The sequence below is a fragment of the Pedococcus sp. P2_F6 genome, assembly GCF_056403675.1.
The window spans coordinates 317,961-333,644 of the sequence record NZ_JBFUEZ010000005.1; the positions used below are offsets into that span (position 1 = coordinate 317,961).

A 15,684-nucleotide genomic window follows, 5' to 3' on the forward strand; every position below is an offset into this window, starting at 1 on the left:
TGTCGTGCCGTTTGTCGTGCCGGCTGTCGTGCCGGTTGTCAGGCCGGCTGTCGTGCCGACAAGTCCGGTCGGAGTCAGTCCTTGTCGCCGTCATCCAGGCGGATGGACGAGTTCTGCTGGACCTGGATGAGGAACTCCATGTTGCTCTTGGTCTTCTTGAGCCGGTCGATCAGGAGCTCGATCCCCTGCTGCTGGTCGAGCGCGGCCAAGACCCTCCGGAGCTTCCACATGATCTTGAGCTCGTCGCCCGACAGGAGGATCTCCTCCTTGCGGGTGCCTGAGTTGTTGATGTCGACCGCAGGGAAGATCCTGCGGTTGGCCAGACCACGGTCGAGCTTGAGCTCCATGTTCCCGGTGCCCTTGAACTCCTCGAAGATGACCTCGTCCATGCGGGACCCGGTCTCGACGAGGGCGGTCGCGAGGATCGTCAGCGAACCGCCGTTCTCGATGTTGCGCGCGGCCCCGAAGAACTTCTTCGGCGGGTAGAGCGCCGCGGAGTCGACACCACCGGACAGGATGCGCCCGCTAGCCGGGGCGGAGAGGTTGTAGGCGCGACCCAGCTTGGTGATCGAGTCGAGCAGCACGACCACGTCGTGGCCCATCTCGACGAGACGCTTGGCCCGCTCGATCGCGAGCTCGGCGACCGTCGTGTGGTCCTCGGCGGGTCGGTCGAAGGTCGAGGAGATGACCTCACCCTTGACCGCGCGCTGCATGTCGGTGACTTCCTCGGGACGCTCGTCCACGAGCACGACCATCAGGTGGCACTCGGGGTTGTTCGTCGTGATGGCGTTCGCGATGGCCTGCATGACCATCGTCTTGCCGGCCTTGGCCGGGGCGACGATGAGGCCGCGCTGGCCCTTGCCGATCGGCGCGACGAGGTCGATCACGCGGGTGGTGAGGATGCCCGGCTCGGTCTCGAGGCGCAGGCGCTGCTGGGGGTACAGCGGCGTGAGCTTGCCGAACTCGACCCGCTTGCGGGCATCGTCGGGGGTCATCCCGTTGACGGTGTCGAGGCGCACCAGCGCGTTGAACTTCTGCCGCTGGTTCTGCTGGGAGTCCTCGCGCTGGGCCTTCACGGCACCGGTGACCGCGTCACCCTTGCGCATGCCGTTCTTCTTGACCATGCCGAGCGGGACGTAGACGTCGCCGGGGCCCGGCAGGTAGCCGGAGGTGCGGACGAAGGCGTAGTTGTCGAGCACGTCGAGGATGCCCGCGACGGGCACGAGGACGTCGTCCTCCTCGACCATCGGCTCGTTCTCGTAGTCGCTGCCGTAGTCGCCGCGCTGCCCGCGCTTGTCACGGTTGCGGTTCCGGTTGCGGTTGCGGCGACGTCCGCCGCGGCCGTCGCCGTCGTCGTCGTAGCCCTGCTGGTCCTGCTGGCCCTGCTGACCCTGCTGACCCTGGTTGCGCTGGCCGCCCTGCTGGCCCTGACCGGCCGCCCCGCCCTGTTGGCGGCCACCCCGGTCGTCGCGGTCGTCGCGGTTGTCCCGGTTGTCCCGGTCGCCCTGGAAACGGTCGTCGCGGTTCTGTCGGTCGGCCTGCTGACGCTCGCGTCGGTCACCCTGGAAACGGTCGTCGCGGTTGTCGCGGGCCTGTGCTGCGTCCCGGTTCTGGTCCCGGTTCTGGTCCCGGTCCTGGTCGCGGTTCTGGTCACGGTTCTGGTCGCGGCCCACCTGGTCGCGGTCCGGTCCACGGTCCTGCTGGTCGCGGTCCGGTCCACGGTCCTGCTGGTCGCCGTCGCGCGCGCCTTCGCGGTTCTGGCGCTGAGCCTGCAGGCGCGCTGCCCGGTCGGCCCGGTTGCGGTTCGGGCGCTCGCCCTGTGGGCGCTCGTCCCGGTCGCCCTGCTCGCCCTGCTCGGCGCGGTCGCCCTGCTCGGCACGGTCGGCGCGGTCGCCCTGCTCGGCACGGTCGGCGCGGTCGGCGCGGTCGCCGCGCTCGGCACGGTCGCCGCGCGCGGTGCGGGACTGCGGGCCCGACTCCTGCCCTGACTGCTGCTCACTGCCGGCCTGCTGGTCGGTGGCGGGCGCCTCGGCCCGGGCCGGACGCTCCTGCTGCGGGGCGGTCCGGCGTGCCGGCGCTCCTGCTCCGGACTGGCGGTCCTTGATGGCGGTGACGAGGTCACCCTTGCGCATCTTGGCGGTGCCGGTGATGCCCATGCTGGCGGCCAGGCCCTGGAGCTCGGCAACCTTCATGGTGCTCAGTGCGCCGGAGCGGCGCGGCTTCTCGTCCTGCGAACCCGCAGAGTCGAGAGTGGTGGTGTCTGTCACGAAGGATCCTTCCCCCTCGTTCGCGGTCCGGTGTTCAGATCCCGGACCGGTGCTTGGGTCAGAAGTGCTGACCGATGGAGCCACATGCAGCACAGGGAGGCGTGGCAGCACGAAGGCCGCCGACATGTGGTGGGTGCAGTTCGCTGCTGGATGCGCAAGAGGAGGCATCGGCTGCGAGTGCGCACCCAATGTAACACCGTTGGCGCTTGCGTCAGTCCCGACTGCCCAGAATGTCCCCTCCGTGTCGCAGGCGCCTGACCTGCGCACCTGTCTCCGGGATGCCCGGGTCGAGGACCTGCCACGAGTCGCCAGCCTCCCCGGCGATGGCGGACACCCGGTCGTCGGTGGTGAGGACGAGCACCGAGGGTCCGGCCCCCGAGATCACGGCTGCGTGGCCGCGGTCGCGCAGCTCGTCGACGACGGCCATGGACGCCGGGAAGGAGTCCCTGCGCGCCTCCTGGTGCAGCCACTCCCGGGTCGCCGCCAGCAGGTATGCCGGCTGGCTGGTCAACGCCTGGACGAGCAGGGCCGCGCGGGCCGAGTTCAGGGCGGCGTCACCGTGCCGGATGTGGGTCGGCAGGACCGACCGTGCCTTCGCGGTGGACAGCTGGGCCGCGGGGACGAGCACCAGCGCACGCACGTCGCGATGGGGCTGGAGGCGAAGGGTCTGGGTGCCGCCCTCGGGCGAGTCGGCCCAGGACAGCGTGAGACCTCCGTACACCGACGCCGACGAGTTGTCCGGATGCCCTTCGAGGCGGGCCGCGAGGTCGTTGGTGAAGGTGAGGTCGGGCGGATCGGTGACCCCGCGGCATACGTCGTGAAGTGCTTGTGCCGCAACGATTCCGGTCACGATCGCCGTGGCGGAGGACCCCAGTCCGCGCCCGTGCGGCACCTCGTTGCGGCACTGCAGGTGCAGTCCGGCGGCAGGCTGGGTGCCGAGCTCCTCCCACGCCCGCAGCATGGCGCAGACGACCAGGTGGCTGGCATCGCGGGGGACCTCGTCGGCGCCCTCGCCCTCGACGTCGACCCGCACGCCTGGCTCGTCGGTCACGGTCGCGACGCAGGTGTCCCAGAGTCCGAGGGCCAGCCCGACCGAGTCGAAGCCCGGCCCCAGGTTCGCGCTGCTGGCCGGCACCCGCACCTGCACGGAGCTGCCGGCGAGGAGCTCGCCCATCAGTCCTGCAGCCCCAGGGCCTGCGCGGCCGTGAAGGCGTCCACCGGCACCCGCGTCGGGGTGACGTCGGAGCCGTCGGCGTTCCTGAGCGCCCACTGCGGGTCCTTCAACCCGTGCCCGGTGACCGTGCAGACGATGGTGGCACCGGCGGGGACGTGTCCGGCCTCGGCAGCCTGCAGGAGGCCGGCGACCGACGCCGCCGAGCCGGGCTCGACGAAGATGCCCTCGCGCGCCGAGAGGATCCGGTGCGCGCTGAGGATCTGCTCGTCGGTGACGGACTCGATGCGGCCGCCGGACTCGTCGCGGGCGGCCTCGGCCTGCTTCCACGACGCGGGGTTGCCGATGCGGATCGCCGTGGCGATCGTGTCGGGGTCGTCGACGGGATGTCCCAGGACGATGGGTGCGGCGCCGGCCGCCTGGAAGCCCCACATCTGCGGGAGCCTCGTCGCCGGGCCGGGCTGCTCGCTGCCGCGGTGGTACTCGCGGTAGCCCTTCCAGTAGGCGGTGATGTTGCCCGCGTTGCCCACCGGGAGGCAGTGGATGTCGGGGGCGTCGCCGAGCGCGTCAACGACCTCGAAGGAGGCGGTCTTCTGGCCCTCGATCCGCGCGGGGTTGACCGAGTTGACCAGCTCGACGGGATAGGACTCGGCCAGCTTGCGAGCCAGCGTGAGGCAGTCGTCGAAGTTGCCGTCCACCTGGAGCAGGGTCGCGCCGTGCGCGATCGCCTGGCTGAGCTTGCCCATGGCGATCTTGCCGTCGGGGACGAGCACCGCGCAGGCCATGCCCGCCTTGGTGGCATAGGCCGCCGCGCTGGCGCTGGTGTTGCCGGTCGACGCGCAGATCACGGCCTTGGCGCCGTGCTTTGCGGCCAGCGAGATCGCCGCCGTCATCCCCCGGTCCTTGAAGGACCCCGTCGGGTTCAGTCCCTCGTACTTCACGAAGACCTGTGCCCCGGTGAGCTCGGACAGGTGCTCCGCGGGGATCAGCGGCGTGCCGCCCTCCTGGAGCGTCACCACAGGTGCGCCCTGGAGCATCGGCAACCGATCGGCATACTCGCGGATCACCCCGCGCCACAGCCCGGCCATCACTCCCCCTCGACCCGCATGACCGACACGACCTCGCGGACGGTGTCGAGCCCGGCGAGGGCCTCGACGGTCGCCGCGAGGGCGGCGTCTGGGGCGATGTGCGTCACGACGATGAGGTTGGCGCGGGTCTCGGCGGCGTCGCCGTCGGGGCTGTCCGGGTCGGCGGCGATGAGGTGCTGGCGGACCGTCTCGATCGACACGCCGTGCTCGGCGAACGCCGTCGCGACCTGGGCGAGGACGCCCGGGCGGTCTGCCACGTCGAGGCTGATGTGGTACCTCGTGAGGGCCTGACCCATGTCGAGCACGGGCAGGTCGGCATAGGCCGACTCGCCGGGGCCACGACCGCCGCCGACGCGGTGCCGGGCCACGGCCACCACGTCACCGAGCACGGCGCTGGCGGTGGGGTCACCTCCGGCACCCTTGCCGTAGAACATCAGCTGGCCGGCCGCATCGGCCTCCACGAAGACCGCGTTGAAGGCATCGCGCACACCGCCGAGGGGGTGCGACCGAGGGATCATGGCCGGGTGGACCCGGACGCTGACGCCGGGCGCGAGCCTGCCGTCGGCGCCGACGACCTCGGTGCGCTCGCAGATCGCGAGAAGCTTGACGACACAGTCCATCTCGCGTGCGGCCTGGATGTCCGCAGCGGACACCTCGGTGATCCCCTCGCGGTAGACCTGGTCGCTGGAGACGCGCGTGTGGAAGGCGAGCGAGGCGAGGATGGCGGCCTTGGCGGCGGCGTCGAAGCCCTCGACGTCGGCTGTCGGGTCGGCCTCGGCATAGCCGAGCGCCTGCGCCTGCTCGACGGCCTCGGCAAACCCCATGCCCGTTGAGTCCATCTTGTCGAGGACGTAGTTGGTGGTGCCGTTGACGATGCCGAGCACCTTGCGCACGTCGTCGCCGGCGAGCGACTCGCGGATCGGCCGCAGGATCGGGATGGCCCCGGCGACCGCGGCCTCGTAGTAGAGGTCGACGCCGTGCTCTGCCGCGGCGGCGTACAGGGCGGGACCCGCCTCGGCCAGCAGCGCCTTGTTGGCGGACACCACGGAGGCGCCGTTCTTCATGGCCAGCTCGATGAGGGTCCTGGCCGGCTCGATGCCCCCGATCACCTCGATGACGATGTCGGCGGAGGTGATGATCGACTCGGCGTCGGTCGTGAAGAGGGCGGGATCGACGGGCAGGTCGGAGCGGTCCTTGCCGGCCCGGCGCACCGCGATGCCGATCAGCTCGAGGGGCCGACCCACACGGGCCGCGAGGTCGTCGGAGTGCTGCGTGAGCATCCGGGCCACGGACGAGCCGACGACACCGCACCCGAGCAGTGCCACCCTCAGCGGCCGCTCGGCCGTTGCCTGCTCGCTCTCACTCACGCTGACTTCCCTCACTGCGTGCTCCTCGCGCCCTGGTGGGCCTGCTGCTGGATCCAGGCCATCGTGCCCGGATCCCGGCCATCGTGCCGGTGTCCACGGTGTGGACGCTCATTGTTCCGTCATCCGGACGAACTGTCGCTGCCGCGTCCATCCGCGCCAATCCTTCGTCAGCCAACGTCCAGCGCCAGCAGATCCTCCACGGTCTCGCGGCGGACGAGGACCCGGGCCCGACCGTCGCGGACGGCGACCACCGGGGGTCGCGGGGTGTGGTTGTACTGGCTGGCCATGGAGCGGCAGTAGGCGCCCGTGCCGGGGACGGCGATCAGGTCGCCCGCGGTGATGTCGTCAGGCAGGTACTCGTCCATGACGACGATGTCGCCGCTCTCGCAGTGCTTGCCGACCACGCGGGCAAGCCGTGGCGCGGCGTCCGAGCGGCGGCTGGCCAGCGTGCAGGAGTAGTCGGCGTCATAGAGGGCGGTCCGGATGTTGTCGCTCATCCCGCCGTCGACCGAGACGTACGTGCGGGCCATCCCCCCGCCGAGATCGACGTCCTTGACCGTGCCGACCTCGTAGAGCGTGAAGGTGCTCGGGCCCACGATGGCGCGTCCCGGTTCGATCGAGATCCTCGGCGTGGGGGTGTCAGGACTCCCGTCGCCGACCGCCTTGAGCTCGCGCCGGACGAGGTCGGCCATCTGTTCACCCAGCTCGCGGGGTGACAGCGGGGTGTGTTCGGTGGTGTACGCGATCCCGTAGCCGCCACCGAGGTCCAGCTCGGGCAGGTGGAGGCCGTGCTCTCTCGCTACCTCGGCATGCAACCCGATCAGGCGCCGGGCCGAGACCTCGAAGCCTGCGGTGTCGAAGATCTGGCTGCCGATGTGGGAATGCAGTCCCAGGAGCTCGAGCCGGTCGCCGTGCGCGAGGATGCGGCTGACCGCCTCGGCAGCCTTGCCCCCCGCCAGGGAGAAGCCGAACTTCTGGTCCTCGTGGGCGGTGGCGATGAACTCGTGGGTGTGCGCCTCGACCCCGACCGTGACGCGCACCATGACGGGGGCCCGGACGCCGAGCTCGCCGGCGACGTCGGCGACGCGGTCGATCTCCTCGAACGAGTCGACGACGATCCGTCCCACGCCGTAGTCCAGTGCTTGGCGGATCTCGGCCACCGACTTGTTGTTGCCGTGCAACCCGATCCGCTCCGCAGGGAAGCCCGCCCGCTGCGCCACCGCCAGCTCACCACCCGAGCAGACGTCGAGGCACAGGCCCTCGTCGGCCACCCACCGTGCCACCTCGGTACACAGGAACGCCTTGCCGGCATAGAACACGTCGACCCCGCCGAGCTCCGCGAACGGCTCGGCGAACTCGTCGCGGAAGGCCCGCGCCCGGGCGCGGAAGTCCTCCTCGTCGACGACGTATGCCGCGGTGCCGAACTCGCGCGCGATACTCACCACGTCGAGCCCACCGACGGTCAGCCGGCCCTGCGCATCACGACCGATCGTCTGTGGCCAGAGCTGCGGCAGCAGCTCCATGACGTCGGTGGGCCACGGCAGCCAGTGCGGCGGTCCGCCGTATCCCTCGGCGTGGAGGGCTCCAGCCTCGTGAGCGCGCATGGGCTACATCCTGTCGGGTGCGGAGACCCCCAGGAGGTCCAGTCCGTTGGCCAAGACCTGGCGGGTGGCGTCGTTGAGCCACAGCCGGGTGCGGTGGACGTCGGTGAGCTCCTCGTCGGCGGTCATCGGCCGCACGCGGCACGTGTCGTACCACTTGTGGAAGTGCCCCGCGAGGTCCTCGAGGTAGCGGGCGACCCGGTGCGGCTCACGCAGGTGGGCTGCGTGGGCCACGACCCGCGGGAAGTCGCCGAGGATCGCCAGCAGCGACGCCTCGGTCGGGTCGGTCAGCAGGGACGGGTCGAACCCGTCCTGCCGCAGCACCCCGTCCTCGTTGGCGAGCCGCGCCACGTTGGAGGTCCTGGCGTGGGCGTACTGCACGTAGAACACGGGGTTGTCGTTGGTCTGCTTGCGCAGCTCCTCCCCCTCGAGCGACAGCGGGCTGTCGGCGGGGTAGCGGGCGAGGGAGTAGCGGATCGAGTCGGTCCCGATCCAGTTGATCAGGTCGCGCAGCTCGATGATGTTGCCGGCCCGCTTGGACAGCTTGGCGCCGCCAAGGTTGACCAGCTGGCCGATCTGGACCTCGATGTTGTGCTCTTTGTCGTCGCCCGCGCAGGCCGCGATCGCCTTGAGCCGATTGATGTAGCCGTGGTGGTCGGCGCCCAGCAGGTAGATCTTCTCGTCGAAGCCGCGGTCCTTCTTGCTCAGGTAGTAGGCGGCATCCGCGGCGAAGTACGTGGGCTCCCCGTTGGCGCGCACGAGCACGCGGTCCTTGTCGTCGCCGAAGTCCGTGGTGCGCAGCCAGATGGCACCGTCCTTGTCGAAGACGTGCCCTTGTTCGCGCAGGCGATCCACGGCCCGCTCCACCGCACCCGAAGCGTGCAGCTCGGCCTCGGAGAACCACACGTCGAACGTGACGCCGAAGTCGGTGAGGGTGTCCTGGATGTCCTTGAGCTGGGCCCGGTAGGCCACGGCCCGGGTCACGGCCAACGCCTCGTCCTCGGGCAGCTCGAGCAGGTCCGGCTGGGCTGCGAGCACCTGCGCCGCGAGGTCGTCGACATAGGCGCCGGGATAACCACCCTCAGGGGTCGGCTCCCCCTTGGCCCGCGCCAGCACCGACCCGGCGAACTTGTCCATCTGCGCCCCGGCGTCGTTGATGTAGTACTCGGCCTTGACGTCGGCCCCGGAGGCCAGCAGCAGCCGGTGCATCGAGTCACCGAGGGCGGCCCAGCGGGTGTGACCGAGGTGCAGCGGCCCCGTGGGGTTCGCCGAGATGTACTCGAGGTTGATGACGTGGCCCGCCTCGGAGTCGTTGCGGCCGTAGGCCTGACCGGCCTCGACGATGGACCGGGCGAGCTCGCCGGCCGATGACGCGTCGAGCGTGATGTTGAGGAAACCGGGGCCGGCGATGTCGACGGCCTTCACGCCGGCCACCTGGCCGAGGCGCTCGGCGAGCGGGGTGGCCACGTCTCGCGGCGGCATACCCGCGCCCTTGGCGAGCTGGAGCGCGATGTTGGTGGACCAGTCCCCGTGGTCGCGGTTGCGGGGTCGCTCCACGCGAACCTCCGCCGGCACGTCCACGCGGAGGTCGCCGGCGGCGACGGCTTCGACCAGGGCGGCGCGGATGGCTGCGGAGAGCTCTTCGGGAGTCACCCGCGCAAGTCTAGGGCGCGGGCTGGTGTGCCCTGCCCTCGGCCATGAAGCCGCCGACGAGCTTCATGAGGTAGTCCGGGTCGAACGGTTTGGACACGAACGCGTCGAGCCCCGACCCCTCGGCCTGCACCCGGTCGTGCTGCTGGACGGAAGCCGTCACCATGATGACCGGGACGTTGGCCAGGCGGGGGTCCGCGCGGATCTGGGAGATCGCCCACCAGCCGTCGCGAGGACTCATCTGGGCATCGAGGGTGATGACTCCGGGTACGTCCGTGCGCGCGCGCAGCTCGTCCACCAGCTGCGCACCGTCAGCCGCCTCGCGGACGTCGTAGCCCTCGAGCTCGAGGTTGACCCGTATGAGGCGCCTGATCTGCTCTGTGTCGTCGCAGACGTACACCAGTCCCCCTGGTTCCATGGGGCCCACCCTAGGCTGCTAACCTCGGCTCGCGCCTCCCTCGCGGGGCGCACGTGTCCGCCCCCGTAGCTCAGGGGATAGAGCACCGCCCTCCGGAGGCGGTGGCGCAGGTTCGAATCCTGCCGGGGGCACACAGGTCGAGAGGCCCGGAACGAATGTCCAGCCCATCGCTGGACGTCAGTTCCGGGCCTCTCGTCATGGGCCCGCGCGTCAGACCAGGTGTGCCGCGAGCCTGGCCAGCAGCCCGGCCCGTCTCGCTGCGTTGTAGTAGTCACGCTTGGTCATCTCCACGTACTTCCAGCCGTCGTCCTCGAGCAGCAGCCGTCGCGAGATGTCGTCATCTCCACGGCGGAACGACTCGAAGTGGTCGCTGCCCTGGTACTCGGCCAGGACGCGCCGCTCACGCCAGACGAAATCGGCCCGGCACAGAAAGCCACCACCGGGGTGGGTGATCACGGCGTTGAGCTCCGGCTCCGGCAGGCCGGCCCGATGGAAGACCAGTCGACAACGGGACTCCATGGGTGAGTCAGAGCCGACCCGGACCAGTCCGAGGGCTGCCCTGAGCGCGACGGCGCCCCTCGGCCGTACCCGCCGCAGGAGCGCATCGCGCAGCGGCGTCACGTCTGCGAGCCGCCGCGCCACGGCGTCGCCAACCACCACCAGGTCATCCAGCTCGAGGGTCTCGCCCACGTCGCACCACGTGTCCTCGAGCGAGGTGAGGAGCAGGCCGTGGTTCCTGGTGGTCGCCCGGGACTCCAATCCGCGCCTTCCGACGCAGCCGCGCCGGCGGACCCGCGCCACCGAGGTCGCCCGCATGGCGTCGATCGGACCGTCCTCCAGCTCACGCGGCAGAGGGAGCCCCCACAACCGGGCAGCCGTGAGGTGGGAGAAGGCAACATCGGAGGGGAGCGCGACTCGGGTCGCGACGACCCGGTCCCGGAAGGTCTCGGGCGTCGCCAGGGAGCGGACTCCGTGCGTGGGTCGACTCAGGTCCGGCCCTCCGAGGCGACTCGCCCCGAGGCCCGCCGCCCTGGCCTGGGCCACCGTGAAGGCTCCACCCCGCAGGGCCACGGGGATGGGGATGCGCGGCATGCGTTCAGGGTGCGGTATGCCGCGTGCCTTCGTGCCTCGTCATCCACAGATACCTCGCGAGAGGCCACAAATCGACGGCCGACCGGCTCAGGAGAGTGAGTTCCTGACCACTCGACCGGGCAGGTGGAGGTCAGCGCTGGGAGGCGTCGGTGACCTCGCCGACCAGCTCCTCGATGACGTCCTCGAGGAAGACCACACCGATGTCACGGCCCTCGGGGTCGACCACCCGCGCGAGGTGCGCGCCGGTGCGCTGCATCGTGCGGAGCACCTCCTCGACCTCGTCGGCGGCCTGCACCGTCGCGAGCTTGCGGACCCGCTTCACCGGGACGGCGATGTCGCGTTCGGTGTCGTCGGCGTAGAGCACGTCCTTGAGGTGGAGGTAGCCGGTGAGCTCTCCGGCCCGGTTCAGCAGGGGGTAGCGCGAGAAGCCCCGCTTGGCGACGAGTCGCTCGACGTCGTCAGGGGTTGCCGTCAACGGCAGCGTCACCAGGTCCTCCAGCGCCACGGCGACGTCCACCGCGTCCTTGTCGCTGAACTCCAGGGCAGCGCCGACCAGGCCGTGCTGGCCCTCCTCGATCAGCCCCTCGTGCCTGCTCTCGGCCAGGATGTGCTCGACCTCCTCGACCGTGAACGCCGACGTGATCTCGTCCTTGGGCTCAACGCCGAACAGTCGCACCAGCGACTTCGCGATGGCCTCCATGACCCAGATGATCGGACGCAGCGCCTTGGTGACGAACAGCAGGACGGGCACGAGGATCAGTGCCGAGCGCTCGGGTCCGGCCAGCGCGAGGTTCTTGGGGATCATCTCGCCGACCACGACGTGCAGGTAGACGACGACCAGCAGGGCCAGGGCGAGGGCCACGCCGTCGGTGACCCCGTCGGGCAGGGACAGGTGGTGGACGACGGGTTCGAGGGCATGGTGGAGGGCAGACTCGGAGATGGCGCCCAGGAGCACCGAGCACACCGTGATGCCGAGCTGGGCACAGGCCAGGAGCGATCCCATCTGCTCGAGGGCGTCGAGGCAGACCTGGGCCCGGCGCGACCCCGAGGCGGCGAGGGGTTCGAGGGTGGAGCGTCGAGCCGACATCGCGGCGAACTCCGCACCCACGAAGAAGGCGTTCAGCAGGAGCAGCAGGATGGTGACCCAGACGGCGCCGGTGCTCACGACTCCACCTGGCTGTCGCCGACCGGACGTGCTTCGCCGCGAGAGCCAGCGTCGGCACTGCCCTCGACCTCGCCGTCGGCACCACCCTCGGTGGTCGCCAGCGGGACGAACCGCAGCCGGTCGGCCCGCATGCCGTCCATGGCGAGGACCGTGATCTCCCAGCCGGGGATCCGCACGGTGTCACCGACCACGGGGATCCGGCCGAGCTCGGCCATGACGAAGCCACCGGTCGTCTCATAGGCAGGTCCGTCCGGGACCACCGCTCCCAGGCGTTCGCGCACCTCGTCTGGTCGCCACAGCCCGGGCACCGTCCACGACCCGTCGGTGAACTCGCGGCCGGTCGTGCGGAAGACGTCGTGCTCGTCGGACACCTCGCCGACGATCTCCTCGACGACGTCCTCCAACGTGACGATGCCGGCCGTCCCGCCGTACTCGTCGACGACGATGGCCAGCTGGAGTCCGTGCTCGCGCAGCATCAGCAGCAGCGGGTCGAGCCGGATCGTCTCCGGCACGAGCAGCGGCGGCACCATCAGCGCCGACACGGGCACGTCGTCACGCCGTTCGTGCGGCACGGCGATGGCGCGCTTGACGTGCACGACGCCGTCGATGTCGTCCCAGTCCTCGCCGGTGACGGGGAAACGCGAGTGGCCCGTGCGCCGGGCCAGCCGCACCACGTCCTCGGCGGTGGCGGTGCGCTCGATCGACGAGGCCCTGGCCCTCGGGCTCATCACGTCGGCGGCGGTCTGCTCACCGAAGTCCAGCGACTTGGTGACCAGCCGCGCGGTGCCCGGGTCGAGCGTCCCCGCCTGGGCGGAGCGTCGCACCAGCGACGCGAGCTCCTGTGGTGTGCGGGCACCGGACAGCTCCTCGCGAGGTGTGATGCCCAGCGCGCGCAGGAACAGGTTGGCCGAGCCGTTGAGCACGAAGATCAGGGGGCGGGCCACCAGCGCGAACCCCCGCACCGGCATCGCCACGATCTTGGCCGTGGCCAGTGGCGCGGAGATGCCGAGGAACTGCGGGAGGAGCTCACCGAACACCATCGAGAACAGCGTCGCGATCAGCAGCGCCAGTCCGGCGGCCACCGAGTCGAGCGTCGAACCGCTCAGCCCCAACGCTTTCAGCGGCGTCTCGAGCAGCGCACCGAGCGAGGGTGTCGCGAGGAACCCGAGGACCAGCGTGGTCAGCGTGATGCCGACCTGGGCCGCTGAGAGCTGGGTCGAGAGCCGTCGCAGCGACCCGAGGACCACCTCGGCTCGCGCGTCCCCCGCGTCCACCGCCTTCTGCACCGTCGGCCGGTCGAGGGCGACCAGGGAGAACTCCGTGGCCACGAAGATGGCTGTGCCGATCGTCAAACCCACGCCGGTCAGGACCAGCAACCATTCGGTCATAGTGCGGACATCCTAAGGTCCGGGCCGCGTCCCAGCCGACTCGCCGGCGACGGCGGGGTATGCCGCGGGGCCGGCCCCGCGGCATACCTCACGCGGGGGCGCGGGGCCCGGCAACGCGTCGACCCGACAACCCGGTTGACCCTCCCCCCACGTCAGTTGGCAGGATGAGCGCATGCCACTCAACCCGGGGGAACGATGACCACGACCACAGCGAGCAGGCCTAGCGACGGCACCCGCATCGAGGTGCGCGACCTGACCAAGCGGTTCGGCACCTTCACCGCCGTCGACAACCTGTCCTTCAGCGTCGAGCCCGGCCGGATCACCGGCTTCCTCGGGCCCAACGGCGCGGGCAAGACCACCACGCTGCGCATGCTGCTCGGCCTCGTGAAGCCGTCGAGCGGCGCGGCGACGATCGGCGGCCTCGCCTACCACGACATCACCCAGCCGATGGCGGTCGTCGGCTCGGCGCTGGAGGCCACCAACTTCCACCCGGGCCGCACCGGACGCGACCACCTGCGGGTGCTGGCTGACACCGCCGGGGTGGGGGCCCAGAGGGTCGACGAGATGCTCGAGCTCGTCGGCATCCCGGCAGCGGCGCGGAAGCGCGCCGGCGGCTACTCCATGGGCATGCGCCAGCGGCTCGGCCTCGCGGCCGCGATGCTCGGCGACCCCCAGGTGCTGATCCTCGACGAACCCGCCAACGGCCTCGACCCCGAGGGCATCCGCTGGCTGCGCGGGTTCCTGCGCCACCTGTCCGCCCAGGGCAAGACGGTGCTCATCTCCAGCCACATGCTGCAGGAGGTCGAGCAGACGGTCGACGACGTGGTCATCATCAACAACGGCAAGCTGGTCAAGCAGGGCGCGATGGCGGACCTGCACGGCGAGGCCCACGCGATCGTGCGCACCACCGACCTCGACGCGCTCGCGGGAGCCCTGCGCGTCGCCGACGTGACCAGCGAGGTCAAGGACGGCGCCCTGCTCGCCGAGACCCACGACCTGCGCCTCATCGGCGACGTGGCGCTGCGAGCCGGGCTCCCCGTCTACGAGCTCCGCCAGGCCACGACCGACCTCGAGGCGCTGTTCTTCGAGCTGACCGAAGGCACCAACCGCAACCTCGGCGACGGCGCGTCGATCGGACAGGGCGCCGCGACCGAGCGAGATGCCATCACCGGAGAGGAAGGGGCGAACGGATGACCGCCGCGATCCGCGCAGAGTTCCGCAAGTTCTTCACGACCCGGATGTGGTGGGGCCTGGCCATCGCCATGTTCCTCGCCGGAGCCGGCCTCGCCGTGCTGTTCGGATTCCTGTTCACCCAGGCTCCCGACCCCAGCGTCCCGGCCGGTCAGGGCCCGCCCACGGGCACGCCCGAGCAGATCGCCAACAGCGTCTACACCAGCGGCCTGAGCATCGGCTACCTGCTCACCCTGACGATCGGCGTCCTCCAGATCGGCAGCGAGTACCGCCACAAGACCATCACCAGCACGTTCCTGGGCACGCCCAAGCGGGCCAGGGTGATGGGCGCCAAGGTCATCGCGCTGCTCGGCATCGGCGCCATCTACGGCCTCATCTCGTTGGCCGGGTCGATCATCGCCGGCGCCATCGTGCTCAATGCCCGGGGATTCGCGCCGTTCCCGACCGGTGGGGTCTTCCGGACGCTGGCCCTGAGCCTGCTGGTCCTCGGGCTGTGGGCGCTGATCGGACTCGGGGCGGGAATCCTCATCCCCAACCAGGTCGCCGCCCTGCTGATCTCGATCGGTGTCGCGTGGATCGTCGAGCCGCTGGCCGGCTTCGGGCTCAGCTTCTGGGACTGGGGTCGCGACCACATCGTCCAGTACCTGCCGTCCGCAGCCACGCAGGCCATGGTCAACGGCGTGACCCAGGGTGGGGAGAACGCCGTGAAGCCGCTCGCGTGGTGGGCCGGTGCCCTCGTGCTGGCCGCCTACGCCGCGGTGCTGGCCGGGTTCGGCTCCTGGCGCACGGTGCGCAGCGACATCAGCTAGACCACGCAGGTATGCCGCGGGGCCGGTTCCCACCACGGGAGCCGGCCCCGCGGCATACCCGCCGCTGGTCGACGGGCGGTCGTTCGGGCGCGTGGTGACGAGCCCATCGGAAAGTCTTGCCCGCCTCCGCACGGCACGGCGGGCGGGGCTAGGCTGGGAACACCCATTGCCCGTCATTGTCGACGCTACGAAAGAGGCGTATCCGCCGTGCCCGACCAGTCCCCGACCAACGACCCCATGTCGGCCTTCGGGCCGAACGAGTGGCTCGTGGACGAGCTGTATGAGCAGTACAAGAACGACAAGAACTCCGTCGACAAGGTGTGGTGGTCCCTGTTCGAGGACTACCAGCCCGGTGCGGGCTACCAGCCGGGCGACGACACCGCGAACGGATCCGGGCCCAACGGGTCCCCGGCGTCGGCTCCGGCAGCTCCCGCCGCCCAGGCGCCCACCGCGCCCGCCGCGCCCGCTGCCCAGGCT

The 15,684-nt window shown here is 70.6% G+C and carries 13 protein-coding genes and 1 tRNA gene; 4 read left to right on the top strand and 10 right to left on the bottom strand.

Annotation, left to right across the window (positions count from 1 at the left end; all coding sequences use genetic code 11):
* Positions 1 to 74: 74 nt before the first annotated feature.
* The 7 genes from rho to AC1DWP_RS16690 form a co-directional block, all read right to left on the bottom strand.
* Positions 75 to 2,192 carry a transcription termination factor Rho gene (gene rho, locus AC1DWP_RS16660; protein WP_477615616.1) on the bottom strand — a complete coding sequence of 706 codons (2,118 nt, stop codon included), beginning with the start codon at positions 2,190 to 2,192 and terminating at the stop codon, positions 75 to 77.
* A 286-nt stretch (positions 2,193 to 2,478) separates the two neighbouring features.
* On the bottom strand, positions 2,479 to 3,441 hold the full coding sequence (thrB, locus tag AC1DWP_RS16665; RefSeq protein ID WP_477615595.1) for a homoserine kinase: 963 nt from the start codon (positions 3,439 to 3,441) through the stop codon (positions 2,479 to 2,481).
* On the bottom strand, positions 3,441 to 4,526 hold the full coding sequence (gene thrC, locus AC1DWP_RS16670; protein ID WP_477615596.1) for a threonine synthase: 1,086 nt from the start codon (positions 4,524 to 4,526) through the stop codon (positions 3,441 to 3,443). Before thrC ends, thrB begins: the two co-directional genes overlap by 1 nt.
* The gene (locus AC1DWP_RS16675) at positions 4,526 to 5,893 is read right to left on the bottom strand and encodes a homoserine dehydrogenase (RefSeq protein ID WP_477615597.1); all 1,368 of its coding nucleotides are present in this window, start codon (positions 5,891 to 5,893) and stop codon (positions 4,526 to 4,528) included. Before AC1DWP_RS16675 ends, thrC begins: the two co-directional genes overlap by 1 nt.
* A gap of 167 nt (positions 5,894 to 6,060) precedes the next feature.
* The gene (gene lysA / locus AC1DWP_RS16680; RefSeq protein WP_477615598.1) at positions 6,061 to 7,497 is read right to left on the bottom strand and encodes a diaminopimelate decarboxylase; all 1,437 of its coding nucleotides are present in this window, start codon (positions 7,495 to 7,497) and stop codon (positions 6,061 to 6,063) included.
* Between the two features lie 3 nt (positions 7,498 to 7,500).
* Positions 7,501 to 9,147 carry an arginine--tRNA ligase gene (argS, locus tag AC1DWP_RS16685; protein WP_477615599.1) on the bottom strand — a complete coding sequence of 549 codons (1,647 nt, stop codon included), beginning with the start codon at positions 9,145 to 9,147 and terminating at the stop codon, positions 7,501 to 7,503.
* 10 nt (positions 9,148 to 9,157) lie between these two features.
* Positions 9,158 to 9,562 (bottom strand): response regulator, encoded by a 405-nt coding sequence (locus AC1DWP_RS16690; protein ID WP_477615600.1) that lies wholly within the window; start codon positions 9,560 to 9,562, stop codon positions 9,158 to 9,160.
* Between the two features lie 59 nt (positions 9,563 to 9,621).
* Between AC1DWP_RS16690 and AC1DWP_RS16695 the strand changes: the two genes are divergently transcribed.
* Positions 9,622 to 9,693: transfer RNA gene (locus tag AC1DWP_RS16695), tRNA-Arg, on the top strand.
* Between the two features lie 79 nt (positions 9,694 to 9,772).
* On the opposite strand, the gene AC1DWP_RS16700 is transcribed toward AC1DWP_RS16695, so the two are convergent.
* From AC1DWP_RS16700 to AC1DWP_RS16710, 3 genes are all read right to left on the bottom strand, one after another.
* Positions 9,773 to 10,654 (bottom strand): hypothetical protein, encoded by an 882-nt coding sequence (locus AC1DWP_RS16700; protein WP_477615601.1) that lies wholly within the window; start codon positions 10,652 to 10,654, stop codon positions 9,773 to 9,775.
* 130 nt (positions 10,655 to 10,784) lie between these two features.
* Complete coding sequence (locus AC1DWP_RS16705; RefSeq protein ID WP_477615602.1) at positions 10,785 to 11,819, bottom strand: hemolysin family protein; 1,035 nt, start codon at positions 11,817 to 11,819, stop codon at positions 10,785 to 10,787.
* Entirely contained in the window at positions 11,816 to 13,207 is a 1,392-nt protein-coding gene (locus AC1DWP_RS16710) for a hemolysin family protein (protein ID WP_477615603.1), read from the bottom strand. Before AC1DWP_RS16710 ends, AC1DWP_RS16705 begins: the two co-directional genes overlap by 4 nt.
* A gap of 195 nt (positions 13,208 to 13,402) precedes the next feature.
* On the opposite strand from AC1DWP_RS16710, the gene AC1DWP_RS16715 reads away from it, so the two are divergent.
* The 3 genes from AC1DWP_RS16715 to AC1DWP_RS16725 all read left to right on the top strand — a co-directional run.
* Positions 13,403 to 14,401, top strand: a complete 999-nt coding sequence (locus AC1DWP_RS16715; protein WP_477615604.1) for an ABC transporter ATP-binding protein — start codon at positions 13,403 to 13,405, stop codon at positions 14,399 to 14,401.
* On the top strand, positions 14,398 to 15,207 hold the full coding sequence (locus AC1DWP_RS16720) for an ABC transporter permease (RefSeq protein WP_477615605.1): 810 nt from the start codon (positions 14,398 to 14,400) through the stop codon (positions 15,205 to 15,207). The genes AC1DWP_RS16715 and AC1DWP_RS16720 overlap by 4 nt, the downstream gene beginning before the upstream one ends.
* 237 nt (positions 15,208 to 15,444) lie before the next feature.
* The coding region (locus AC1DWP_RS16725; protein WP_477615617.1) for a 2-oxoglutarate dehydrogenase E1 subunit family protein at positions 15,445 to 15,684 on the top strand (240 nt) is incomplete at its 3' end.